Genomic DNA, 21,681 nt, shown 5'->3' with positions numbered 1-21,681 from the left:
CTCTATATGGCAAAATCAATAGGTTTTTGGCTCATTTGCATGATCTTTTTCTGGGTGTAGATCAAAGGAGCCGAAATTCAAAACCGCGCGTTTGGTGCCGCGCGGTTTTGGTGTCGAAGCTTGGGATGCAAAGGGCTTCGTTGACCCGTCTGCGGACGTCTGATCTGCGCTTAGTCCCCGCGCAGCAGCGCGGCGACTCCGGTGCGCGCAACCTCTGCCAGCCCCAGAGGGCGCATCAGGTCGGCAAAGGCGTCAATCTTGTCGGGCGCGCCGGTGATCTCGAAAATGAACGAGTTCAGCGTACTGTCGACCACATTGGCGCGGAAGATATCGGCCAAGCGCAGCGCCTCGACCCGTTTGTCACCTTCGCCAACCACTTTGATAATTGCCAATTCACGCTCGACCGAAGACCCTTCGACCGTCAGGTCATGCACATCCCGGACCGAGACGATCCGACCGAGCTGGGCCTTGATCTGTTCGATGACCTGCGGCGTACCGTTGGTGACGATGGTGATGCGACTGAGGTGACCAGTGTGGTCCACTTCGGCCACTGTAAGGCTATCGATGTTGTACCCACGACCCGAGAACAGACCGATGACCCGCGCCAGAACGCCGGGCTCGTTTTCGACCAGCACTGCGATGGTGTGCTGTTCCTGCACATCCGAGAAGGTGGGGCGTAGGTTGTACGCGGAATGGCGGGAGGAGCCTTTTACGATGTTGAGCGGGGTCATGGATTTTCCTGTCGTCTTAATGGAGCGGAAAGAGGGGCGCTGAGTTGGCGGGTGACTGCCGTCACACATACGATAATCGCAACAAACGTGACCGGAGCAAAGGCAAGCCGCATGCTGACGTTCGACAAATCGGTAAAAGCCATGAGAAGAAAGGCGGGTGTAATGCCGAGCCACATCAACCCTGCAAGGATCAGCCCGGGCGCATTGCCACCCAAAACTCCGGCCCGCAGCATGAACAGGGCCGTGGGTGCAAGAAGCGCCGATTCATAAAACCATAGGTAGGGAGTAGACGATACAATACCCAGCAGGAGGATCGCAGCCTTCAGATCAAAACCGATTTTCGGACTGCGCCAGGTCAGAAAGACCATCAGTGCAGCGAGGGCGGTAAGCATCCATTGCAGAATCAATGCAATACTGTCTGACAGGCCGAAGCCGGAAAACGTAGAGAATGCACTGATCATCAGCGTGTTCTGTTGGCTGGCACCACGAATGTTGTCGAAGTGCATTTGCATCATATTGTACATTTCGGTCCAGTATTCGACGCCCACAACAAAGGTTGCGAATACTGAAATCACGATTGTCGTTACCGCTGCAGATAGGAACGTCGGCCAGGCGGCCACGGCTATCAGCGCAACCGGGATCAGGAGCCCAAGCTGTGGTTTTAGAGTCAGCAAACCAATGACGACGCCGGCGAGGATTGGTTTACCTGCCCGCAAAAGCGCCAATGCACCGACAATGCCAGCGGTCCACAGGATGCTGGTCTGACCCATCATCAGGTTGGGCAACATTGCAGGTGCCAGCGCAAATCCGAGCCAGACAGGTGTCACGCCGCCAGAAAACGGTCGAAAAGCTACCAAAGCGGCCAAAACAGACACGACTGTAAATACCATCCACGCGCCGGAAAACGACAAGACGCCGAGGGGCATCAATGCCACGAGGAAGCCTGCCGGATAAGCCCAAGGCATCCAGTCTTCATCATCCAGCCCATGGACGCTCGACAATGCATCCATACTAAGCGCATCCAGAGGCGCGCCCAGAGCAGCCAATCGAGCGGCAGCCCAAAAAACGCGAAAATCAACGGAAGCGGCTGTTTCTCCGGTTTCATGCAATTCGCGCCAACTGCCCAAAATCCAGAATGCGCAGAACACCATTAGCAGAGCCGGTATAAGGGTCCCGACCTGCCAACCTCTGCGCGTTTGGAAAATCAACAGGCGCGCGTCAGCTTCTTTAATCTGCTGATCGTGATCCAGTTTCATCTATCTCACTTGCCTCAATGGTTTTGTTCATAATGTCTCATACTAGGGTTTCAGACCAGAACCGAACCTTTGGAGTCGATCACACCTTGCGTTTCGGCCTCACCCAGCAACATTTCGTTATGCGCCTTGCCTGATGGGATCATGGGGAAACAGTTCTCGTGCTTTTCAACCAGGCAATCAAAGATCACCGGACCGTCATAGGTGATCATCTCCATGATCGCGTCATCCAGATCAGCAGGGTCAGAGCAGATGATGCCCTTGGCACCGAACGCCTCGGCCAGTTTGACGAAATCGGGCAGGGCCTCGGACCACGAATGCGAATAGCGCTCACCATGCAACAGCTCCTGCCACTGGCGGACCATGCCGAGGCGTTCGTTGTTCAGGATGAACTGTTTCACCGGCAGACGATACTGCACGGCGGTGCCCATTTCCTGCATATTCATAAGCCACGACGCTTCACCGGCCACGTTGATCACCAGCGCCTCGGGATGCGCCATCTGCACACCGATCGAGGCCGGGAAACCATAGCCCATCGTGCCCAGACCGCCTGAGGTCATCCAGCGGTTTGGGTCTTCGAACCCAAGGTACTGCGCCGCCCACATCTGGTGCTGACCGACTTCGGTGGTGATGTAGCGGTCATGTTTTTTGGTCAGCTCTTCCAGCCGCTGCAGCGCGTGCTGTGGCTTGATGCTCTTTTCGCTGGGGGTAAAGGCAAGACAGTTGATCTTGCGCCAATCGGCGATCTGCTTTTGCCATTCGGCCACGGCAGGGGCGTCGGTCTTGCGGCCGCGCGACTTCCAGATGTTCAGGATATCTTCCAGCACATGGCCGACATCGCCAACAATCGGGATGTCCACCCGGATGACTTTGTTGATCGAGGATGGGTCGATATCCACATGCGCCTTGATTGATTTTGGCGAAAAGGCATCAATCCGTCCGGTGATCCGGTCATCAAAGCGCGCACCGATATTGATCATCAGATCGCAGTCATGCATCGCCATGTTGGCCTCATAAAGACCATGCATCCCCAGCATCCCCAGCCAATTCTTCCCCGAAGCCGGATAGGCCCCAAGACCCATCAGGGTCGAGGTGATGGGAAAGCCCGTCGCATCCACCAATTCCCGCAGCAGTTGGCTGGCCGCGGGGCCTGAGTTGATGACGCCGCCGCCCGTGTAGAAGATCGGCTTCTTGGCGGTCTCCATTGCGGCCACCAACTCGGTGATCTCTTCCAGATCCCCCTTCAAGACGGGTTGGTAGTGTGAAGTCGAAGGCTTGGGCGTTGAATACTGCCCGGTTGCAAACTGTACGTCTTTGGGAATGTCGATCAGAACCGGGCCGGGCCGGCCTGAAGTTGCGACATGAAAGGCTTCGTGCAGGGTGTTCGACAGCGAATTGGTGTCCTTCACCAGCCAGTTATGCTTGGTGCAAGGGCGGGTGATCCCGACGGTGTCGGCCTCTTGAAACGCATCCGAGCCAATCATGAAGGTCGGCACCTGACCGGTCAGAACAACAAGCGGGATCGAATCCATCAACGCATCGGTTAACCCGGTCACGGCGTTGGTGGCACCGGGCCCGGAGGTTACAAGGGCAACGCCCGGTTTGCCGGTCGACCGCGCATAGCCTTCGGCGGCGTGGATCGCGCCCTGTTCGTGCCGCACCAGAATGTGACGGATATCATTTTGCAGAAAGATCTCATCATAGATCGGTAGCACGGCGCCGCCGGGGTATCCGAATACCGTGTCCACGCCCTGATCCTTGAGGGCCTGAACAACCATCTTTGCGCCGGTCATCTCACGTGTCATCTGCTTTGCTCCGTTCGCGACATGTGTCTTGCGTTTTGCCAAAAAAAAGCCCCCGAGATTTTTCGGAGGCGCATGGGTTCGATTATGGTTTACCGTCACCGGCCCATGCGCGTGGTTCCTACGATTACGACTAGCGCTTTCATCGCCAGAGGCTCCTTCTTTGCGTGCAGGGACATTATGAGCGGCGCGCGGGGGCGTCAACAGGCAATTCTACAAATTTTCTATCCTGATGGCGGTATTTTGCGACATATTGTTGCGCCATTTGCCGCATGATGGGAATTTCCGCGAATTTCGTACTGATTTTGGCGTGTCCGGGGTGCTGCGCGAATGTCCGAAAGCGTCAGTGAAGTGTCTGAAATGGGCATGATCAGACCCTTTCTCTGCGCCACGCTGGGTGCAGGCGTATGACTATCGGAGGTCAGAGATGCTGCATGATCTGGTAGATCTGGGGCGGTACCCGATCGATTGCCCGGATTCGTGGGCCTATAACCGGATGATCGAGGATCTACGGCGCGAACTGGAACGGGACGGATGCGCCGTGCTGCCCGGTTTCGTGCATGAAGCCGGACTGGAACATCTGGTGCGAGAGGCTGAAGCCACTGCCGCGCAGGCACACCGATCGTTCAATCGGACCAACGTGTATTTCACGCAGGATGATCCGCGCTTTGGCGTCGGGCACCCGCTGCGCCGGTTCTATGATCGCTCGAACGCCTTTGTTCCCGCCGATAACTTCACCAAGGATGGCCCCCTGCGGAGGATCTATGAATTCGAGGGGTTTCTACCCTTCATCCGTGCGGCATTGGCCGAGCCCGAGGATCGCTTTTTCCGCTATGATGATCCGCTGGCCGATGTGATCATAAATGTGGTCGAGGAAGGGCAGGGCTTTCCCTGGCATTTCGACACCAACAATTACACGGTCACGTTGGCGATCCAGAACGGAGAAGAGGGTGGGGCGTTTCAATACGCGCCCAACCTGCGCAGCGCCGAGGATGAGAATTTTGCGGATGTGGCCTCGGTATTGGATGGCAACATGGGGCGGGTGCGCACGCTGGAACTGCAGCCCGGAGACTTGCAGATTTTCCGTGGCCGGTACTCGCTGCATCGGGTCGCGCCGGTCAAGGGGCCGCGGCGGCGGTATGTCGGGATATTCTCATTCGTCGAAACCGAGGGCATGTGTGGCGGGGTCGAGCGCACCCGGCAACTGTATGGCCGGGTATTGCCGCACCATTATGAACGCGAAGGGGTGCGCGGGGATCAGTTGATCGACTGAACTGTGCTAGACTGAGGGCATCGGTCAGGGGAGGGTCGGTTGATGCAGATCGTGCAACTCACGCCATTTGTCCTGTGTTCTTCGCTGGACGCGCAGGTTGCGTTTTATTGCGACCGACTGGGTTTCGATTGCACTTTCCGGCAGGACAATTATGCCTTTCTGCGCCATGGCCCGGTGGCGATCCGGCTGCTGGAATGCCCGCCGCGCCCCGATGGGCGGGCTTTGGGGGATGATCAGTCCTTCTACATCGATGTAAAGGGTATCGACGCCCTGTTCGAAAGCTTGCGCCCGGGTCTGGACGACCTGCCCGAAGGGCGCGTGCGCCCGCCCTTCAACCAGCCGTATCAACAGCGCGAGTTCCATGTCATCGACGAGGATGGCACGCTGGTGTTTTTCGGAGAAGACATCAGCCCGCGCGGCGGCGGCTAGCCCTCCCGCCCGTCGTCAATACGCCTTTGGCGCATCTCCTTCGGTTGGGCCGGGCAGCGCGTGCCGCGCTGCGGTCAGAGCCCGGGGCTGGTGCCCTGCAGGACGCCATGTTCCAAAGCATAGCGGGTCAGGCCGGCGGTCGAGGAAATGCCCAGCTTTCGTTTGATGTTCTTGCGGTGGGTCTCGACCGTTCGGACCGAGATATCCAGCGCCTGCGCGACCTCTTTGTTGGATTTGCCCTGCGCCAGTTCCAGCAGAATGGTCTGCTCGCGGCCTGTCAGCGCCTCGCGCGTGTTGCCATCCTTGGGCTCAAGCGAGCCGCTGGCCCCGGTGCAGAGATAACGTTCGCCCTGCATCACGGCGTCGATGGCCTGTTTGATCTCTTCGGTGGGGACGTCCTTCAGCACATATCCCTTCGCCCCGTGGCTGAGGGCAGTCGAGATATATTCGGGGCTGTCATGCATGGACAGGATCAGGATGCGGGTGTCAGGCAGGCGTTCGAGGATGATCTCGGTCGCGCTGAGCCCGCTGAGGCCGGGCATGTTAAGGTCCATCAGGATCACATCGGGTTGCAGAGCTACGGCCTGATCCGCTGCCTCTTGCCCGTTCGACAGTGTGCCGACCACTTCGATCTCGTCATAGCTTTCCAGCAGCGACTGGATGCCCTCGGCCACCATGGGATGGTCGTCGACAATGAGAACCCGGATCGTATCAGTCATCGGGAACCGGCCTTTCGTTTTGGTGTTGCGTCTTCCTGCGGCGGCAGCAGGTGGCTGAGGGGCAGGCTGACCTCGATCACCGTACCGCTGCGCTGGCCGCGGGATGACAGGATGCGCAGCGAGCCGTCAAGCTGTTCGATGCGTTCCTGCATGTTGCGCAGGCCGATCCCGGTGCTGGCACCGTCCGGTTCGCTGCGCAGTCCAATGCCATTATCGGTGATCCGCATGGTAGCCCCTTTCTTATGGCCGCGCAGGTCGATGGTGACACGGGTTGCACCAGAGTGCCGCTCGATATTGGTCATCGCTTCCTGGGCAATCCGGTAGAGGGCGATCTTGCTGTCCTGATCCAGCCGGTTGCGGAACACGACGGTCGAGAATTCGGTCTCGATCCCCGTCCGTTCACGGAAATCATCGGTCAGCGCCTTGAGCGCAGGGCCTAGGCCCAGATCGTCCAGTACGCCGGGGCGTAGATCGCGGCTGATGCGACGAACCTCGGTGATGGCGGTGCCCAGATTGTCGATGCCTTTCTCAAGCGGGTCCTGTGCGCCTGCATCATCGCCGCGCGACAGGCGGCGGCGGGCATTGTCCAGCGCATACCGCACACCGACCAAAATCTGGCTGATCCCGTCATGAAGTTCGCGCGCCACGCGCCCGCGTTCCTCTTCTTGCGCATCGAACACGCGCTGGGTCAGCTCCTTGAGCTTGGCATCGGCCAGGCGACGTTCGCGGATATTCAGCAGCATGCCCGAGGCGAAGACGATCAGAACGGCGGCCAGAACGATGCCGCCGATATACATGAATGTCCGTTGCACGCGCGCCTCGACCTCGGCGCGGGCATTGGCGACGGTTGCGACAATATCGTCGATGAAAACGCCGGTGCCCACGACCCAGCGCCAGTCCTGCAGGCCGACGACATAGGCGATCATCTGCGCCTCTTCCCCGGTCGATGGTTTTTGCCACATGAAATTGTGCCAACCGGCCCCCTGACGGGCGAGGCTGATGAACTCGTCCACGATCGGCGTGCCATCACTGTCGGTCAGGCCGACCCAGTTGCGGTTGATGAACTCGGTCTGGCGCGGGCTGACCAGATTGTTGCCGTCATAGTCGTAGACGAAGAAAAACCCGTCCTTGCCGTAGATCATCGCCGACAGGATCTGCGTGACCAGATTCTTGGCGACCTCGTCATCGGGCGAGGCGCGCCCGTAGATATAGGCGAACCCGTTGCGCGCCTGGGTCACGTAGTTGCGCAGTTCGTCCTTCTTGGCCTCGATCAGGCGGCGTTCCAGCGCCTGAATCTCGCTTTCTGCCGTTGCGCGCGACTCATAGGCGACCACCAATGCAATCGCCGCCACTGCCACAAGCAGCGGTATCGCCGCGACCAGTGACAGTTTCTGCGCATAGGTCAGCGAGATGAAGTTGCGGAATCCTCCCATGGTCGAATCGATACGCAAGCTGCCGCGAAATTGCAAAAAGATTGGGCGATCCGAGGGCTCGCCCACTGTATTTTGATGAAGATGGAGCAAAAACAGCCTGATTTCTGCGCCCAAGCGCTGAAAAACCGCCGCGGCTACGTAGTAGTAGGTATTCACATTCATCGGCGTGGATTTAGGCTGTCGCGCACTGGAAACGATCGGCCCGAGGACAGCCTTGGGTAATAAATATGTAGGGGAGGAACACTCATATGGATCGTCGTAAGTTTCTGAAAACCTCGGCACTGGGCGGCTCGGCTGCTGCAGCCACCACGCTGGCAGCGCCCGCCTATGCGCAGGGCAAGCGCACCCTGACCATGGTCACATCGTGGGGCCGTGGCCTTGCGGGCGTGTTTGACAGCGCGCAGCGTTGTGCCGACAGCATCACCACCATGTCGGACGGCAACCTGAACGTCGAAATCAAGGCCGCCGGTGAGTTGGTTGGCGCGTTCGAAGTGTTTGACGCGGTTTCGTCGGGTCAGGCCGATATGTATCACGCGGCTGACTATTACTTTGTCGGTCAGCATCCGGGCTACGCGTTCTTCACGGCTGTTCCCTTCGGCATGACCGCGCAGGAATTGGTGAACTGGTACTACCATGCCGGTGGGATGGAGCTGCATGATGAACTGGGCGAAATCTTTGGCCTGAAATCCTTCCTGGCCGGTAACACCGGTGCGCAGGCGGGTGGCTGGTACGCAAAAGAGATCAACAGCCCCGAAGACTTCAACGGTCTGAAGTTCCGTATGCCGGGTTTGGGCGGCAAGGCTCTGGGTAAACTGGGCGCCTCGGTGCAGAACATTCCGGGTTCGGAAGTGTATCAGGCGCTGTCGTCCGGCGCGATTGACGGAACCGAGTGGATCGGTCCGTGGGCCGACGAAAAAGCGGGCTTCCAGGAAATCACCAAGACTTACTACACCGCTGGCTTCCACGAGCCGGGCGCGGGTCTGTCGCTGGCGACCAACCGCGAAGTGTTCGACGGTCTGACTGCTGCTCAGCAGAAGATCATCGAGATCGCGGCTGCTGAAGCGCACCAGTGGAACCTGGCCCAGTTCCTGGCCAACAACGGTGCCGCTCTGCAGCGTCTGCAGGCCGGTGGCGTCAAGGTCATGGAATTCCCCGACAGCGTCTGGGATGCCTTCGGTCAGGCCAGCCAGGAAGTTCTGGACGAGAACATGGGCGACGAGCTGTTCAAGCGCATCCATGACAGTGCCATGGAATCGATGGCCGCTTCGTCAGGCTGGAACAACCTGTCTTCGGGCGTCTATACCGCGCAGCGCGACCGCGTGCGCAGCTAAAGCCAGATCCAAGAAACCGGTTCCCCCGCGCCGCGGGGGAGCCTTTCCCGTTGCACATAAGCGGATTTCACTTACCGCAATAACGAAACGTGCAACCGATGCGACCTGGGGACAACATGCAGGACGAAAACGGTATCTCGTTCTTCGGCGCCCTGTGGAATGGACTGATCTGGTTCATTCAGAACATTGCCGAAGCCTTCTATAATTTCGGATACGCCATCACGCATCCGCAGCTCTGGCTGGATTGGTCGGACAAAGAGTCGATCATGCGCTTTGTCTACTACGGCGGCTCGGTCGAGTTCTTCTTTGTGATCTTCGCGCTGTTTCTGGTGCTGACGGCCATCGGCCTCTACTATCGGAGTTTCATGTGGGGGATGGTGCGCGTCCTTGAAGGGTTCGCCAACACGACTGGGCGGTTCTTTGCATGGGCGGGCCTGCTGATGGTTATCCAGCAGATCGTTATCGTCTTTATGCAACGGGTCTTTACCCGTCCCGATATGTCCTTTGGGCTGGGCATCCCTTTTCAGATGGATATCAGTTGGTTCGCCGAGGAACTTAAACTGTATAACGCCATGGTTGTCTGCCTCTGTTGTACCTACACATTCGTGCAGGGCGGCCATGTGCGGGTTGACCTGATCTATGCCGGTATCAGCCACCGGGCCAAGCGCGTCGTTGATATGTGCGGCGCGGTTTTGTTCATGATGCCGATGGCAGTTCTGACCTGGATGTATGGCTGGTATTTCATGTGGCGGCACCTGATCGTGCCCAAGCCTTCGGCGAGTGACACGGTAGATCGGTTGATCGCGAAATCCCGTGCGTTGCGTTGGAACGTTGAAACCATCGGCTTCAGCCCCAATGGGTTCAATGCCTACTTCCTGTTCAAAATCCTGCTGGTGGCTTTCGCCGCCATGGTGTTCCTGCATGCGATCGCGTTCCTGTACCGCTCGTATCTGGAATATGTGGAAGGGCCGGAAAGCACTGGAAAATACCTCGACAAGGACAGCCTTGGTGAGGGTGAAGAAGCCTACGAAGGCGCGCATTAAGGACGGGGAACCAGACAATGCTATTCGGACTTGATGGCGTCGAGATAGGCCTCATTATCGTATTCTTCTGCCTCTTTGGAGGCATCCTGTCGGGTTTCCCCGTGGCCTTCGCCATCGGTGGGGCCGGGGTGATTTCATTCGGGATCATCGCCGCATTGGACAGCGCTGGTTTGTTGATCCATCAGGCGATTGACACCGGGTCGCAAGCCTATCGGGACCTGGTGAATTCCGGCGTGAAACCGGACACTGTGTCGGTGTTCCGATACCCCGATTTGCCAAGGATCGCCGAACCGGTCTTTGTGCAGGGCTGGGAAACCGCGCTCGACCGCAACGTGTCCTTCATTGTAAACCGTATGAACGAACGCGTTCTGGCCGGTCAGTCGATCGAGACCCTGCTGGCCGTTTTGATGTTTGTTCTGATGGGCATCACGCTGGAACGCTCGAAAATCGCGAACGACCTGCTGACCACAATGGCGCGTGTCTTTGGCCCGCTGCCCGGCGGTCTGGCCGTATCGATCGTTGTCGTGGGCGCGTTTCTGGCCGCCTCGACCGGGATCGTCGGCGCGACCGTGGTGACGATGGGCCTGCTGGCCCTGCCGACCATGCTACGCAACAACTATTCGCCAGAGCTTGCGACAGGCGTGATCGCGGCCTCAGGGACGTTGGGGCAGATCATTCCACCGTCCATTGTGATCGTTCTGCTGGGCACGCTGGCGGGCGACTTGTATTCGACAGCGCAGGAGACGCGTGCAGTCGAAGCCGGGTGTACCGACGCGCTGACCTATCTGGGTGAGCCGGCTGTTGTTTCGGTGGGGACGTTGTTCCAGGCGGCGCTGCTGCCGGGGATCATGTTGGCCTTGCTCTATGCGCTCTATGCCTTTGGCTATGCGCTGTTGAACCCGGACAAGGCCCCGGCTGTTGAGCTGTCGGGCGGGACGGGTGAGACTATCACACGTTCGGAAGGTCTGACATGGCTGCTGGGTGCACCCGTTGCCCTGATCGTTGGCGCGGTCCTGCTGGGCAGCGCGGGTGTGATCGGCAGCCAGAACATCTCGGTCTCGGCGTTCTCAGATATCGGGCAGGGTGCCTCTCTGCGCACGAACGTCTCGGAAGAGTGCAAGGCCTCGATGATCGAGTTGCATGGTCAGTCTGCCTGGGATCAGGCCGTGGCCGAGCAGGAGGCGATCGACGAGGCTGGTGGTGCAGCTGAATCGCAACGCCTGAGCGAAGAAGAACTGGCCGCGGCGCAGGAAGCCAAGATTGCTGCGGCAGCACCGATCGGAAACGGCGTTGCCGTTATGGTGGTTCTGCTGGGCCTGACACTGGTGCTGGGGCGTGGCATTGCGCCTTCGCGCTCGCCGCAACCGCTGAACGTGGGCGCAATTGGTCTGTTGCTGATGCTGTTGGTCGACGTTCTGCTGATTGCGCCGACAACCTCGTCAGGGGCGACGTTCCTTATGCTGGCCATCCCCTTTGTCATTGCCATGTATGGCTGCAAAGAGGCGGCAGCGCGTTGTGCCACCAACGATCTGATCCGCGTGGTCTTCCCACCACTGGTTCTGATCATCGCGGTGCTGGGTTCGATTCTTGGTGGTGTGACCAACCCGACGCCCGCTGCAGCCCTCGGGGCGGGCGGAGCGATCATGCTGGCGGCCTATCGCAAGCTGCAGGATCAGGGCCGGTCCGGCAAAGTGATCATCTGGTCGACCTTTGCCGTGATCATCGCCCTGTTGATGGGCGTGAACTTTGATCTGCGCATCAACCAAGGCGACGTGTCGGTTGAAAGCTGGATCGCGTTCATCATCGCCTATTCGGCATACCTGTATGCGTTGTTTGGTCTTCTGTTCGGCTGTTGGGTGCTGTTCTCAAGCGGGGTGTTGACGCCCGTGGTACGCGAAACGGCCAAGGTGACCTCGATGGTCTTTACCATCCTGATCGGTTCGCAATTGCTGAACCTTGTGGTGATCTCGTTCGGGGGTGAGCACTATATCCAGCAGTTCCTGCGCAGCTTCGACAATGAGTTCACGGTCTTCCTGATCGTGATGCTGGTTCTGTTCATCCTGGGCTTCGTGCTGGATTTCCTTGAGATCATCTACATCGTGATCCCCATCGTGGGCCCAGTGATTTATGGCGGTTCGTTTGATCCGAAATGGGTGACGATCATGGTCGCCGTGAACCTGCAGACCTCGTTCCTGACGCCACCCTTTGGGTTTGCGCTGTTCTACCTCAGGGGGGTTGCGCCGAAAGAGGTCACAACGGGGCACATTTATCGAGGGATCATACCGTTCGTGCTGATCCAGGTGGTTGGGATCGGGATACTCTGGTTCTTCCCCACGATCGTGACCATCGTCCCGGATCTGATACCGAACTAACGTCACACAAAGGAGGCCCCGCAGGGCCTCCTTTTTTTCTGTCATGTTTGCGGCTGAGGATGCGTCAGCTTGGCAAATTCCTGTTCGGTTGAATGATCGATCTCAAGATCGGCCGTATCGAACGTGCCGGCATCGGGGTTGTCGAAGACCGTCTTGTCCAGTTTGCCGACCTTCTTGCCGACGATGGTGGTCACGACGGCATCACCGGTGATGTTCACCACGGTCCGCATCATGTCGAGGATACGGTCGACGGCCAGAATGATCCCGATGCCTTCCAGCGGCATTCCCAACTGGTTCAGTACCATCGCCAGCATCACGATGCCCACCCCGGGAACACCCGCAGTGCCGATCGAGGCCAGAACCGAGATCGAGATGACGGTCAGATAGCCGCTCAGCCCCAGATCCATGCCATAGGCGTTGGCGAGGAACACGGTGGCCACGCCATGCATGATCGCGGTGCCGTCCATGTTGATCGTCGCCCCCAGTGGAATGCCGAACGATGCGACCGAGCGATCCACGCCGACGCGCTGTGTCACGCATTGCAGGCTGGCTGGGATCGTTGCATTCGAGCTTGAGGTCGAAAACGCAAACACCTGAGCCGAGCGCATCTTGCGCATGAACGTGCGCGGGTTGAGGCCGGTGGTGAAATAGAGCAGCGCCATCAGAGTGACACAGAGGTGGAACACCAGCGTCAGGCTGATCGTGGTCAGATAGCCGATGACGGGGCCGAAGAGGCTGAAACCTTCCATCGCAAAGGTCTTGGCGATCAGGCTGAACACGCCGATGGGGGCAAAGGCCATGACGATCTTGACGATTTTCATCGCCAGTTCGTTCATGAACTCGCAGCCTTCGACAAACGCCTTGGCGCGGTTGCCCATCATCAGAACCGCAATGCCCACGACCATCACGTAGAAGATGATCTGCAGCATCTCACCATTGGCCAGCGCGTTGATCGGGTTCTTGGGGATGATGTTCGCCAGAATCTCCCATGTGGTCTGTGGGTTGGCGACACTCACACCGTCTCCGACCAGATACATGCTTTCGAACCCTTTGCCGGGACCGATCAGGCTGGCGAACACCAGCGCAGTGGTCACCGCCAGCGCGGTGGTGGCCAGATAGGTGACAAAGGTCATGCCGCCGACGCGGCCCAGCAGCTTGACATCTCCGATCCCGACCACTCCGCAGAGCAGCGAGAAGACAACAAGTGGCACTACAAGCATCTGCAGCGCGTTCAGGAACATCTGCCCCAGCATCGACAGCGCGCCATCGACAAGCGCGGTGTTCAGGGCGGCGATATCGAGATAGTTCAGAACCAGTCCAAACACTGACCCGAGGGCCAGCGCGATCAGGATCTGGGTCGTCAAAGTGGCCGAGACCAGTCGGCGAGTGGCGTTAACCATTTTCCCCCTCCTTCAGAAGCTCTACGGCAGGGTGGGAGGCCTGTCGCAGAAACAAAATCCCCAGCCCCGGCAGCGGCTTGATATGCGGCGGGTTTCACGGCTGGTTCGTGTATTAAGAAGCAGGTTTAATGTGGTGACGCGGCGTCAGCTTTCAATTGCTCAACCGGTGTGCAAGTGCATTAATAATGCTTAATATTTGCGCGCATAGTTCGTAAGTGTAAGAGATATATAAATTAATCTAAGAGGCTCGGGGTCGTGAACTCGATCAGGTCCCAGCGGTTTCCGAACGGGTCGCGCCAGACTGCGACGATGCCATAGGGCTCGCGGCGGGGGGCTTCCTCGAACCCGACACCCGCCTCAAGCATGGCTGCGTGGTCCCGATAGAAGTCGTCGGTCTCAAGGAAGAAACCGACGCGCCCACCGGTTTGCTGTCCGATCGCAGCCGCCTGCGTGTCGCCAACGGCCTTGGCCAACAGCAGCGAAGCCCCCGTCGATCCCGGTGGTGTGACACGTACCCAGCGCTTATCCTCGCCAAGGTCGAGATCCTGTATCAGGGTGAAGTTCAGAACTCCGGTGTAGAACGCAATCGCCGCATCATAGTCGGGCACAACCAAAGTGACCGCATGAAGGTTTTGGCGCATGTTGGGTCAGCCTTTGGTGGGGTGGCGGTCGGGCAGCTGAATATTCGCGACCTGTTCTGCGATCGGCGCTGATGACAAGGGATGATGCGACGTCTGAGCATAGGACTCGGGGTCGTCGATCATCCGCCATTCCCCCTGCACATAGGCCTGCAGACCTGCGAACTTGGCTTTGTAACCCATCTTCGGACTGCCGGGCACCCAGTAGCCAAGATAGATAAAGGGCAGCCCGGCCTCGCGTGCGATCTCGATATGATCGAGGATCATGTAAGTGCCCAGCGACTTTTTCTGAAACTCCGGGTCATAGAATGAGTAGACCATGCTCAGCCCGTCATCCAGCACGTCCGTCAGGCTGACTGCGATCAGGTCGTCGGTTTCCGGGTCTGCATACTCGATCACGCGGCTGCGGATCGGGGTTTCCTCAATCATGGCGGCGAATTCGAACACGTCCATGTCGGCCATGCCGCCATCGGCGTGGCGGGCGTCCAGATACCGGCGGAACAGATCGAACTGCTCATCCGTAGCCCAGGGCGAGGTGGCGCGCCGTTTCAGATAGCCATTGCGTTTTGTGGCGCGCTTTTGGCTTTTGCTGGGGCGGAAGGCGGACACGTCGATCCGGGCAGACAGGCACGCGGCGCAATCGGTGCAGGAAGGGCGGTACAGCACGTTTTGGGATCGTCTAAACCCTTGTTGTGACAGGCAATCATTCAACTGATCAGCGCCTTCGCCCTGAAGGGCGGTGAACAGTTTGCGCTCCATCCTGCCCTCAAGATAGGGGCAGGGCTGGGGTGCCGTCACATAGAACTGTGGCGCGATTGGCAGCGTGTGTCGCATGAAGGTCCCGCATCTCCTCGGGACGGATGATAGCAACGGTTATGGGTGCCGCCAAGTTTTTTGCTCAGGAGTTTTTCAGGCCCGCTTGTTGATCATGACGGTGCCGAGGAAGGCATCGGTCAAACCCTGACAGCGCGCGCTTGTCATCATCATGATGACCGAAATGATCTGCAGCACCGGGATCGCCATGCTGACGAAATAGCCTGCCGTATGCGCGATGGCCTTGCCGGTATCCATGCGCGCACCGAACGCGTCGCGCAACTCGATTCCCATGAACCGCATCCCCAGCGTGGCTGAGCCGTTGGCGATCGTCACGACCCGATAGATAAAGCTTATGACCGCATAGATCAGGGCAATGAAAAACAGGCCGAGAAAGGCGGTAAACAAGATCGCGACGGTACACAGCAACGAGATAAAGGCGATATCAAACAGCCACGCAAAGAAACGCTTGGTTGCGACGGATTGGTAGAATTCCGGCTGGCTGTCGGGATCGGGCAGGTGGGTCATGTCTTGGTCCGGTTATTGGTCAAAGGCACCCTGTCCCGAAGATCGGGGCAGGGCAAGGCTGGATCAGGCGGGTTGCTCGCCGGTGCCTGTGTCATCGCGATTGTCGCGGGCGCGTTCGTCCATGAACTCGTCGAACTCGGCCTTGTCTTTGGCTTCGCGCAGGCGGTGCAGGAAGGCCTCAAAATCCTTCTGCTCGCGCTCCAGCCGCGCCAGCGTGTCGGCCTTGTAGGCGTCAAAGGCGCTGTTGCCGGAAGGTTTCATGGCGCTCATGTGGCTGTTCCACGACGAACGGCGGCTGCAGGATTTGCTGAACATGCGTTTGCTCCAGATCATATAGGCCAGAAAGGCCAGGCCGATGGGCCAGAAGACGATAAAGCCAAGGACCATTGCGGCGATCCAGGCCCCTTTGCCCTTGCTGTCAAGCCAGGCCTCGGCGCGGTGCAGCCAGCCTGGATTTGCAGGAACGGCGTGTTCGGACAATGCGGTCATTTGGTCTCTCCACTCAGGATGTAAATGCTATTCACATTTCCTAGATGGGAGGGGGGAGCGGACGTTGCAAGGGGTAATGTGAAAAAGATTTACATAAAGGATTCGCCGGTTGACGCGGTGGCGGAACGGGCGCAGTTTCTGCTCATGCAAGATACTGAGAACACACACGCTCCGACGCTTGATCAGATCCTTTCGCTGGAAAAGCAGGTTTGGACCGCGCTGGTAGAAGGCAACGCGCAGGCTGACCGCGCGTTGCTGAGCTCGGATTTTCTGGGCGTTTACCCGACGGGCTTTGCCAACCGCGACGATCACGTTGGGCAGTTTGCCGATGCACCGACGATGGCCACGTATGAATTGTCCGAGGCGACGCTGCGAGTGCTGACCCCGGACATCGTGCTGTTGAGCTACCGTGCGGACTATACCCGTCCGGATGCACCAGAGCCCGAGGCGATGCTGATCTCGTCCCTGTGGGAGCGGCGGTATGATGTCTGGATCAACAGTTTCAGTCAGGACACGCCGCTGGAGCGCCCATGAGCCTTGCCATTCACCGAGTCCCGCGCGCCTTTGATCCGGCCCTTGGGGCCGAAACCCGCGCAGCCTTGCCAGACCTGAGCGCAGAACAGGGAGAGCTGATTGCAGGTACCGCAGGGTCCAGCCCCTATCTGAAGGGTCTGATTGATCAGGAAAAGGTTTGGTTAGCCCAAGCGTTGCAAGATCCGGATCAGGCTTTGGCGGATGTCATGGCGGTCGCACGGGCGCTGCCGCCGGATCAGTTGAAGCCGGGGCTGCGACAGGCCAAGCGGCGGCTGGCACTACTGACCGCGCTGGCCGATCTGGCAGGGGCTTGGCCGTTGGAAAAGGTGACCGGAGCGCTGACCGATTTTGGCGCGTTGGCTGCGGACGTGGCGGCCAAGGCCGAGATCGCCGCCCTGATCCGACGCGGCAAGCTGCCGGGCATGACAGAAGACGATGTCGAAACCGCCGCCGGGCTGGTCATTCTGGCCATGGGCAAGATGGGCGCGCATGAGCTGAACTATAGCTCGGATATCGACCTGATCGTGCTGTTTGACGAGACGCGGTTTGCCCCGGATGACTTTTACGATGCGCGCCATGGCATGGTCCGGGCGACACGGAATTTCTGCGCCACGCTCAGCGACAAGACAGCGGATGGCTATGTCTTTCGCACCGACCTTCGCCTGCGCCCCGATCCGGCGGTGACGCCCGTGTGCATGGCGATGGAGGCGGCTGAGCGCTATTATGAAAGCCTCGGCCGGACGTGGGAGCGCGCGGCCTATATCAAGGCGCGCCCCTGCGCCGGGGATATTGCCGCCGGAGAGCGGTTTCTGGACGCCCTGCGCCCCTTCGTCTGGCGGCGGCATCTGGATTTCGCCGCCATTCAGGACGCCCACGACATGCGCCTGCGCATACGCGAGAACAAAGGGACGGGCGGCAGCCTGTCGATCCCGGGCCATGACATGAAGCTGGGGCAGGGCGGCATTCGCGAGATCGAGTTCTTCACCCAGACCCGCCAGTTGATAGCCGGGGGGCGCGACCCCGATCTGCGTGTCCGTGGCACGGTTCCGGGGCTGGCGGCGCTGGCCTCGAAGGGCTGGGTGCCCGAGGACGTGGCTGTAAAGCTCACCGACCATTACCGCGCCCATCGTGAGGTCGAGCATCGCATTCAGATGGTGCATGACGCCCAGACCCACAAGGTGCCGCAAACCGAGGACGGCATTGAACGCGTCGCCTGCCTGATGGGCCTCAGCAGCGCCGATCTGACCGCCGATCTGACCCGCCGCCTGACCGAGGTGCATGACCTGACCGAGGGGTTCTTTGCTCCCGGTGCCAGCCCACGCCCTGCGACGGCGCCAGAGGTTGAATTCGACAAGGGTGTGCTGGCCCGCTGGACCACCTATCCGGCGCTGCGGTCGCAACGCGGCGCGCGCATTTTTGAACGCCTGCGGCCCGAGCTTCTGTCGCGTCTGGCGAAGACCGCAAAACCCGATGAGGCTTTGCTGGCGCTGGATGGATTTCTGGCGGGCCTTCCCGCCGGGGTGCAGCTGTTTTCGCTGTTCGAGGCGAACCCGCAACTGATCGACCTGCTGGTCGACATCGTCGGCACCTCGCATGCGCTGGCCACCCATCTGTCGCGCAACGCGGCGGTGTTTGATGCGGTCATCGGCGGCAGTTTCTTTGACGACTGGCCGGGGCAGGCGGCGCTGAAATCCGATTTGCAGCAAGCCTTGTCTGCCGAAGACGACTATGAAACCCAGCTGGATCTGGCCCGGCGCTGGTGCAAGGAATGGCACTTTCGCATCGGTGTCCACCACCTGCGCGGCCTCATCGATGGCGCGCAGGCCGGGCAGCAATATGCGGAACTGGCGGGGGCTGTCATCGCCTCGGTTCTGCCCTGCGTTGAAACTCAGTTTGCCAGAAAGCACGGGCCTGCCCCGGGGCGCGGGGCGGCGGTTCTGGGCATGGGCTCGCTTGGGGCCGGACGGATCAATTCGCAGTCCGATCTGGACATGATCGTCATCTACGACCCGCAGGAGCAGGAAATGTCGGACGGCCCGCGCCCTCTGGCCACGCGCACTTATTATGCCCGGTTCACGCAAGCCCTGATCACCGCTCTGACGGCCCCGATGTCGCAGGGGCGGCTCTACGAAGTCGATATGCGCCTGCGCCCCTCAGGCAATCAGGGACCCGTGGCCACCAGTTGGGGCAGTTTTACCAATTACCAGCAGAACGAGGCATGGGTGTGGGAACACCTCGCCCTGACCCGTGCGCATGTGGTGGCCGGGGATGCCGGGCTCGCCGCGGATATCGAAAGCTTCCGTGCCGAGTTTCTTTCGCGCCCGCGCGATCGCACCAAGGTTCTGACCGAAGTCGCTGAAATGCGCACCCGTTTGGCTGCCGCCAAGGCTCCGGCGGGGGTTTGGGATGCCAAGAACGGCCCCGGACGGATGATGGACATCGAATTGCTGGCCCAGAGCGGAGCGTTGTTGTCGGGCTCCGCACAACGCGATGCGCGCGCGGGTCTGGACGGCGCGGTCGCTGCCGGACTTCTGGAGGTCGCGCAGGCGCAGACGCTCAAGGACTGTTACGACCTATGCTGGTCCGTACAATGCGCGGCGCGGCTGCTTTCGGGCAAAGCGATCGAGGCGGACAAGATCGGTGAGGGCGGCGCGGCTTTCCTCTGCCGGGCCACCGGGTTCGATCAGGTCGACACGCTACAGGCCGCGCTGCAGGACAGCTACGACACCGCCGCCGCCTTGATCGGCGCTGTGGTTGAAGGAGAGGCAAATGGCGCGCAGCGATGATCCGAACGACCACAAGGGCCTGATCCGCGAGGCCTATCGCATCGACGGCATCACCATGTCCGAATGCCGCAGCATCTTCCTCGACTGGGCGCTCAGCCTGCCCGAGGACAGGGATCAGAAACAGGCGTTGACCGAACTGCACGCGCTCTATGCGGCGCAGGCGGGCGATCACCCGATGACACAGGTTCTGGCCGAAGGGCTGCAAGCGGCGCAGGCCCCCAAGCGGCGCGGCGGCTGGCGCAGCCGGGACCGTTAACAGGGCTTTCACCCCAACCGGTTCAAAGCTATGAGAGCGCCATGACCGCCTCATCCGACCGCCCCCGCATCCGCCTGAAACCCAAAGCCAACGCGCGCGGGCTGCGCCATGGCTTCCCGTGGGTCTACGCCAATGACATCGTCACCGACCGCCGCACCCGCAAGATCGCAGCCGGAGCACTGGCGGTGCTGGAGGATGACAAACGCCAGCCCATTGCTCTGGTCGCGGTGAACCCCGCATCGAAAATCATGTGCCGGGTGTTGGACCGGGACATTGACGCGGACCTGAATGCCGACTGGTTCGAAACCCGCCTGCGTCGTGCGCTGGAGATGCGCGAGCGCCTGTTTGACGCGCCCTATTACCGCCTGATCCATGCCGAAGCTGATGGCTTTCCCGGCGTGATCATCGACCGCTTTGCAGATGCCTGCGTCATCCAACCCAACGCTGCGTGGGCTGAGGCGCACCTTGAAAGCCTGACCGACGCTCTGGTCAAAGTGACCGGCGTGACCACGGTTCTGAAAAACGCCTCCGGCCGCACCCGAGGGCTAGAGGGTCTCGACGACCTTAACCAGACCCTGCACGGAACGACGCCCGAGGCACCGCTGCCCGTGCCCATGAACGGTGCAACTTATATGGCCGACCTGACCGGCGGCCAGAAGACAGGCCTGTTCTACGATCAGCGCCCCAACCACGCCTTCGCCGCCCGCCTGGTGCATCCCGAAGCGCATGTTCTGGACGTGTTCAGCCATGTCGGCGGCTTCGGCCTGGCCATGCTGGCCGGTGGCGCCGCGCAAGCGCTGGCGGTCGATGGTTCCGCCGCAGCACTGACGCTGGCCGAACAAGGGGCCGAGGCCGCAGGCGTTGCCGACCGGTTCCAGACCCGCCAAGGCGACGCATTCGACGTTCTGACGCAACTGGGCGAAGAAGGGGCCACATTCGACGTGGTGATCTGCGACCCACCCGCTTTTGCGCCCTCGAAACAAGCGCTGGACGCAGGCCTGCGCGCCTACGAACGCATCGCGCGCTTGGCCGCACCGCTGGTGAAATCGGGCGGCTACCTTGGCCTCTGCTCCTGTTCCCACGCCGCCGATCTGGCCCGCTTCCGCGACGCCTCCTCGCGGGGGATTGGCCGGGCAGGGCGGCAGGCGCAACTGATCCATACGGGTTTTGCCGGGCCGGACCACCCGCAACTGCCGCAACTGGCCGAAAGCGGCTATCTCAAAGCCGTATTCTATCGCCTGTGAAAGCGGTCCTCGATACCTGCGTCATCTACCCCACGGTGATGCGAGAGATGCTGCTGGGCGCGGCAAAGCTGGGCCATTTCACCCCGGTCTGGTCCGCCCGCATCCTCGAAGAATGGGCCCGTGCCGCCCGCAAACTCGGCCCCACGGGTGAGGCGCAGGCCCGCGCCGAAATCGCCTTGACCCAAGCAAACTGGCCCAAGGCCGAACACCCCGCAACGCCCGGCTTGGAACAACGCCTCTGGCTGCCCGACAAAGCGGATATCCACGTCCTAGCCACGGCAGTCGCCTCATCCTCGGACCTGATTGTCACTGTCAACGCCAAGGATTTCCCGAAAAACATCCTTGCCGAAGAAGGCATCGACCGCTGCGACCCCGACAGCCTGCTGCACAGCTTCTGGCTGACCGACCCTGAGGGCATGGCGCAAGTCGCCACCAAAACCCTCTCCCAAGCCAACCACCTCTCGGGCGATCATTGGACCCTCCGCCCCCTGATGAAGAAGGCCCGCCTGCCCAGATTGGGCAAAGCCCTCACCACCTGACACGGATCCACCCTTCATCTGGCCAAAAATATCCCGGGGAGCGCGAGGGGCAGCGCCCCTCGCACCCA

The 21,681-nt window shown here is 60.1% G+C and carries 20 protein-coding genes; 10 read left to right on the top strand and 10 right to left on the bottom strand.

Translation table 11 applies throughout. From position 1 onward, the window contains the following. Positions 1-170: 170 nt before the first annotated feature. The 3 genes from ilvN to ACR3EN_RS16415 are packed head-to-tail and all read right to left on the bottom strand — an operon-like array spanning position 171 to position 3,789. Positions 171-731 carry an acetolactate synthase small subunit gene (gene ilvN, locus ACR3EN_RS16425; protein ID WP_480819700.1) on the bottom strand — a complete coding sequence of 187 codons (561 nt, stop codon included), beginning with the start codon at positions 729-731 and terminating at the stop codon, positions 171-173. Then, positions 728-1,987, bottom strand: coding sequence for a glycosyltransferase family 87 protein (locus ACR3EN_RS16420; RefSeq protein WP_480819701.1), 1,260 nt, complete (start codon positions 1,985-1,987; stop codon positions 728-730). Before ACR3EN_RS16420 ends, ilvN begins: the two co-directional genes overlap by 4 nt. A gap of 50 nt (positions 1,988-2,037) precedes the next feature. Next, a complete protein-coding gene (locus ACR3EN_RS16415; protein WP_480819702.1) occupies positions 2,038-3,789 on the bottom strand; it encodes an acetolactate synthase 3 large subunit in 1,752 nt (583 codons plus the stop codon). Positions 3,790-4,213: 424 nt separating this feature from the next. Between ACR3EN_RS16415 and ACR3EN_RS16410 the strand changes: the two genes are divergently transcribed. Both ACR3EN_RS16410 and ACR3EN_RS16405 read left to right on the top strand, forming a co-directional pair. Beyond that, complete coding sequence (locus ACR3EN_RS16410; protein WP_480819703.1) at positions 4,214-5,059, top strand: HalD/BesD family halogenase; 846 nt, start codon at positions 4,214-4,216, stop codon at positions 5,057-5,059. 42 nt (positions 5,060-5,101) lie between these two features. After that, a complete protein-coding gene (locus tag ACR3EN_RS16405; protein WP_480857339.1) occupies positions 5,102-5,488 on the top strand; it encodes a bleomycin resistance protein in 387 nt (128 codons plus the stop codon). Between the two features lie 74 nt (positions 5,489-5,562). On the opposite strand, the gene ACR3EN_RS16400 is transcribed toward ACR3EN_RS16405, so the two are convergent. Both ACR3EN_RS16400 and ACR3EN_RS16395 read right to left on the bottom strand, forming a co-directional pair. Next, the gene (locus tag ACR3EN_RS16400) at positions 5,563-6,207 is read right to left on the bottom strand and encodes a response regulator transcription factor (protein ID WP_480819705.1); all 645 of its coding nucleotides are present in this window, start codon (positions 6,205-6,207) and stop codon (positions 5,563-5,565) included. After that, entirely contained in the window at positions 6,204-7,640 is a 1,437-nt protein-coding gene (locus ACR3EN_RS16395) for a cache domain-containing protein (RefSeq protein ID WP_480819706.1), read from the bottom strand. The genes ACR3EN_RS16400 and ACR3EN_RS16395 overlap by 4 nt, the downstream gene beginning before the upstream one ends. Positions 7,641-7,888: 248 nt before the next feature. Between ACR3EN_RS16395 and ACR3EN_RS16390 the strand changes: the two genes are divergently transcribed. The 3 genes from ACR3EN_RS16390 (at position 7,889) to ACR3EN_RS16380 (ending at position 12,386) form a co-directional block, all read left to right on the top strand. Then, a complete protein-coding gene (locus tag ACR3EN_RS16390) occupies positions 7,889-8,971 on the top strand; it encodes a TRAP transporter substrate-binding protein (protein ID WP_480819707.1) in 1,083 nt (360 codons plus the stop codon). Between the two features lie 116 nt (positions 8,972-9,087). Further along, on the top strand, positions 9,088-10,014 hold the full coding sequence (locus ACR3EN_RS16385) for a TRAP transporter small permease subunit (protein ID WP_480819708.1): 927 nt from the start codon (positions 9,088-9,090) through the stop codon (positions 10,012-10,014). Positions 10,015-10,031: 17 nt separating this feature from the next. After that, positions 10,032-12,386, top strand: a complete 2,355-nt coding sequence (locus ACR3EN_RS16380) for a TRAP transporter large permease subunit (RefSeq protein WP_480819709.1) — start codon at positions 10,032-10,034, stop codon at positions 12,384-12,386. A 41-nt stretch (positions 12,387-12,427) separates the two neighbouring features. Here the strand turns inward: ACR3EN_RS16380 and ACR3EN_RS16375 are convergent, their stop codons facing one another. From ACR3EN_RS16375 to ACR3EN_RS16355, 5 genes are all read right to left on the bottom strand, one after another. Further along, positions 12,428-13,786 carry a dicarboxylate/amino acid:cation symporter gene (locus ACR3EN_RS16375; RefSeq protein ID WP_480857346.1) on the bottom strand — a complete coding sequence of 453 codons (1,359 nt, stop codon included), beginning with the start codon at positions 13,784-13,786 and terminating at the stop codon, positions 12,428-12,430. 233 nt (positions 13,787-14,019) lie between these two features. Continuing rightward, positions 14,020-14,427 carry a VOC family protein gene (locus ACR3EN_RS16370; RefSeq protein WP_480819711.1) on the bottom strand — a complete coding sequence of 136 codons (408 nt, stop codon included), beginning with the start codon at positions 14,425-14,427 and terminating at the stop codon, positions 14,020-14,022. Between the two features lie 6 nt (positions 14,428-14,433). Then, positions 14,434-15,258: an arginyltransferase gene (locus tag ACR3EN_RS16365; RefSeq protein WP_480819712.1), complete on the bottom strand. Its 825-nt coding sequence runs from the start codon at positions 15,256-15,258 to the stop codon at positions 14,434-14,436. Positions 15,259-15,333: 75 nt separating this feature from the next. Further along, positions 15,334-15,765 (bottom strand): RDD family protein, encoded by a 432-nt coding sequence (locus ACR3EN_RS16360; protein ID WP_480819713.1) that lies wholly within the window; start codon positions 15,763-15,765, stop codon positions 15,334-15,336. Between the two features lie 63 nt (positions 15,766-15,828). Continuing rightward, on the bottom strand, positions 15,829-16,254 hold the full coding sequence (locus ACR3EN_RS16355) for a DUF2852 domain-containing protein (protein WP_480819714.1): 426 nt from the start codon (positions 16,252-16,254) through the stop codon (positions 15,829-15,831). 144 nt (positions 16,255-16,398) lie between these two features. On the opposite strand from ACR3EN_RS16355, the gene ACR3EN_RS16350 reads away from it, so the two are divergent. Genes ACR3EN_RS16350 through ACR3EN_RS16330 form a run of 5 tightly spaced genes read left to right on the top strand, consistent with a single transcriptional unit; the run spans position 16,399 to position 21,613 of the window. Continuing rightward, on the top strand, positions 16,399-16,788 hold the full coding sequence (locus tag ACR3EN_RS16350) for a DUF4440 domain-containing protein (RefSeq protein WP_480843484.1): 390 nt from the start codon (positions 16,399-16,401) through the stop codon (positions 16,786-16,788). After that, positions 16,785-19,574: a [protein-PII] uridylyltransferase family protein gene (locus tag ACR3EN_RS16345; protein WP_480819716.1), complete on the top strand. Its 2,790-nt coding sequence runs from the start codon at positions 16,785-16,787 to the stop codon at positions 19,572-19,574. The genes ACR3EN_RS16350 and ACR3EN_RS16345 overlap by 4 nt, the downstream gene beginning before the upstream one ends. Further along, positions 19,558-19,830, top strand: a complete 273-nt coding sequence (locus ACR3EN_RS16340) for a hypothetical protein (protein WP_480819717.1) — start codon at positions 19,558-19,560, stop codon at positions 19,828-19,830. The genes ACR3EN_RS16345 and ACR3EN_RS16340 overlap by 17 nt, the downstream gene beginning before the upstream one ends. Positions 19,831-19,871: 41 nt before the next feature. Beyond that, a complete protein-coding gene (locus ACR3EN_RS16335; RefSeq protein ID WP_480819718.1) occupies positions 19,872-21,074 on the top strand; it encodes an RSP_2647 family RNA methyltransferase in 1,203 nt (400 codons plus the stop codon). Further along, positions 21,071-21,613: an RSP_2648 family PIN domain-containing protein gene (locus ACR3EN_RS16330; RefSeq protein ID WP_480819719.1), complete on the top strand. Its 543-nt coding sequence runs from the start codon at positions 21,071-21,073 to the stop codon at positions 21,611-21,613. The genes ACR3EN_RS16335 and ACR3EN_RS16330 overlap by 4 nt, the downstream gene beginning before the upstream one ends. Positions 21,614-21,681 lie beyond the last annotated feature (68 nt).

Source organism: Ruegeria sp. G7 (assembly GCF_056535465.1).
This window is presented reverse-complemented; position numbering and strand designations above follow the sequence as displayed.

What these genes read in the sequence shown, in the direction of transcription:
- ACR3EN_RS16340 (WP_480819717.1), top strand. Translation starts at nt 19,558, where the DNA reads ATGGCGCGCAGCGATGATCCGAACGACCACAAGGGCCTGATCCGCGAG.
- ACR3EN_RS16355 (WP_480819714.1), bottom strand. Translation starts at nt 16,254, where the DNA reads ATGACCGCATTGTCCGAACACGCCGTTCCTGCAAATCCAGGCTGGCTG.
- ACR3EN_RS16350 (WP_480843484.1), top strand. Translation starts at nt 16,399, where the DNA reads ATGCAAGATACTGAGAACACACACGCTCCGACGCTTGATCAGATCCTT.
- ACR3EN_RS16345 (WP_480819716.1), top strand. Translation starts at nt 16,785, where the DNA reads ATGAGCCTTGCCATTCACCGAGTCCCGCGCGCCTTTGATCCGGCCCTT.
- ACR3EN_RS16410 (WP_480819703.1), top strand. Translation starts at nt 4,214, where the DNA reads ATGCTGCATGATCTGGTAGATCTGGGGCGGTACCCGATCGATTGCCCG.
- ilvN (WP_480819700.1), bottom strand. Translation starts at nt 731, where the DNA reads ATGACCCCGCTCAACATCGTAAAAGGCTCCTCCCGCCATTCCGCGTAC.
- ACR3EN_RS16420 (WP_480819701.1), bottom strand. Translation starts at nt 1,987, where the DNA reads ATGAAACTGGATCACGATCAGCAGATTAAAGAAGCTGACGCGCGCCTG.
- ACR3EN_RS16360 (WP_480819713.1), bottom strand. Translation starts at nt 15,765, where the DNA reads ATGACCCACCTGCCCGATCCCGACAGCCAGCCGGAATTCTACCAATCC.
- ACR3EN_RS16390 (WP_480819707.1), top strand. Translation starts at nt 7,889, where the DNA reads ATGGATCGTCGTAAGTTTCTGAAAACCTCGGCACTGGGCGGCTCGGCT.
- ACR3EN_RS16375 (WP_480857346.1), bottom strand. Translation starts at nt 13,786, where the DNA reads ATGGTTAACGCCACTCGCCGACTGGTCTCGGCCACTTTGACGACCCAG.
- ACR3EN_RS16395 (WP_480819706.1), bottom strand. Translation starts at nt 7,640, where the DNA reads ATGGGAGGATTCCGCAACTTCATCTCGCTGACCTATGCGCAGAAACTG.
- ACR3EN_RS16405 (WP_480857339.1), top strand. Translation starts at nt 5,102, where the DNA reads ATGCAGATCGTGCAACTCACGCCATTTGTCCTGTGTTCTTCGCTGGAC.
- ACR3EN_RS16370 (WP_480819711.1), bottom strand. Translation starts at nt 14,427, where the DNA reads ATGCGCCAAAACCTTCATGCGGTCACTTTGGTTGTGCCCGACTATGAT.
- ACR3EN_RS16400 (WP_480819705.1), bottom strand. Translation starts at nt 6,207, where the DNA reads ATGACTGATACGATCCGGGTTCTCATTGTCGACGACCATCCCATGGTG.
- ACR3EN_RS16365 (WP_480819712.1), bottom strand. Translation starts at nt 15,258, where the DNA reads ATGCGACACACGCTGCCAATCGCGCCACAGTTCTATGTGACGGCACCC.
- ACR3EN_RS16380 (WP_480819709.1), top strand. Translation starts at nt 10,032, where the DNA reads ATGCTATTCGGACTTGATGGCGTCGAGATAGGCCTCATTATCGTATTC.
- ACR3EN_RS16415 (WP_480819702.1), bottom strand. Translation starts at nt 3,789, where the DNA reads ATGACACGTGAGATGACCGGCGCAAAGATGGTTGTTCAGGCCCTCAAG.
- ACR3EN_RS16385 (WP_480819708.1), top strand. Translation starts at nt 9,088, where the DNA reads ATGCAGGACGAAAACGGTATCTCGTTCTTCGGCGCCCTGTGGAATGGA.
- ACR3EN_RS16335 (WP_480819718.1), top strand. Translation starts at nt 19,872, where the DNA reads ATGACCGCCTCATCCGACCGCCCCCGCATCCGCCTGAAACCCAAAGCC.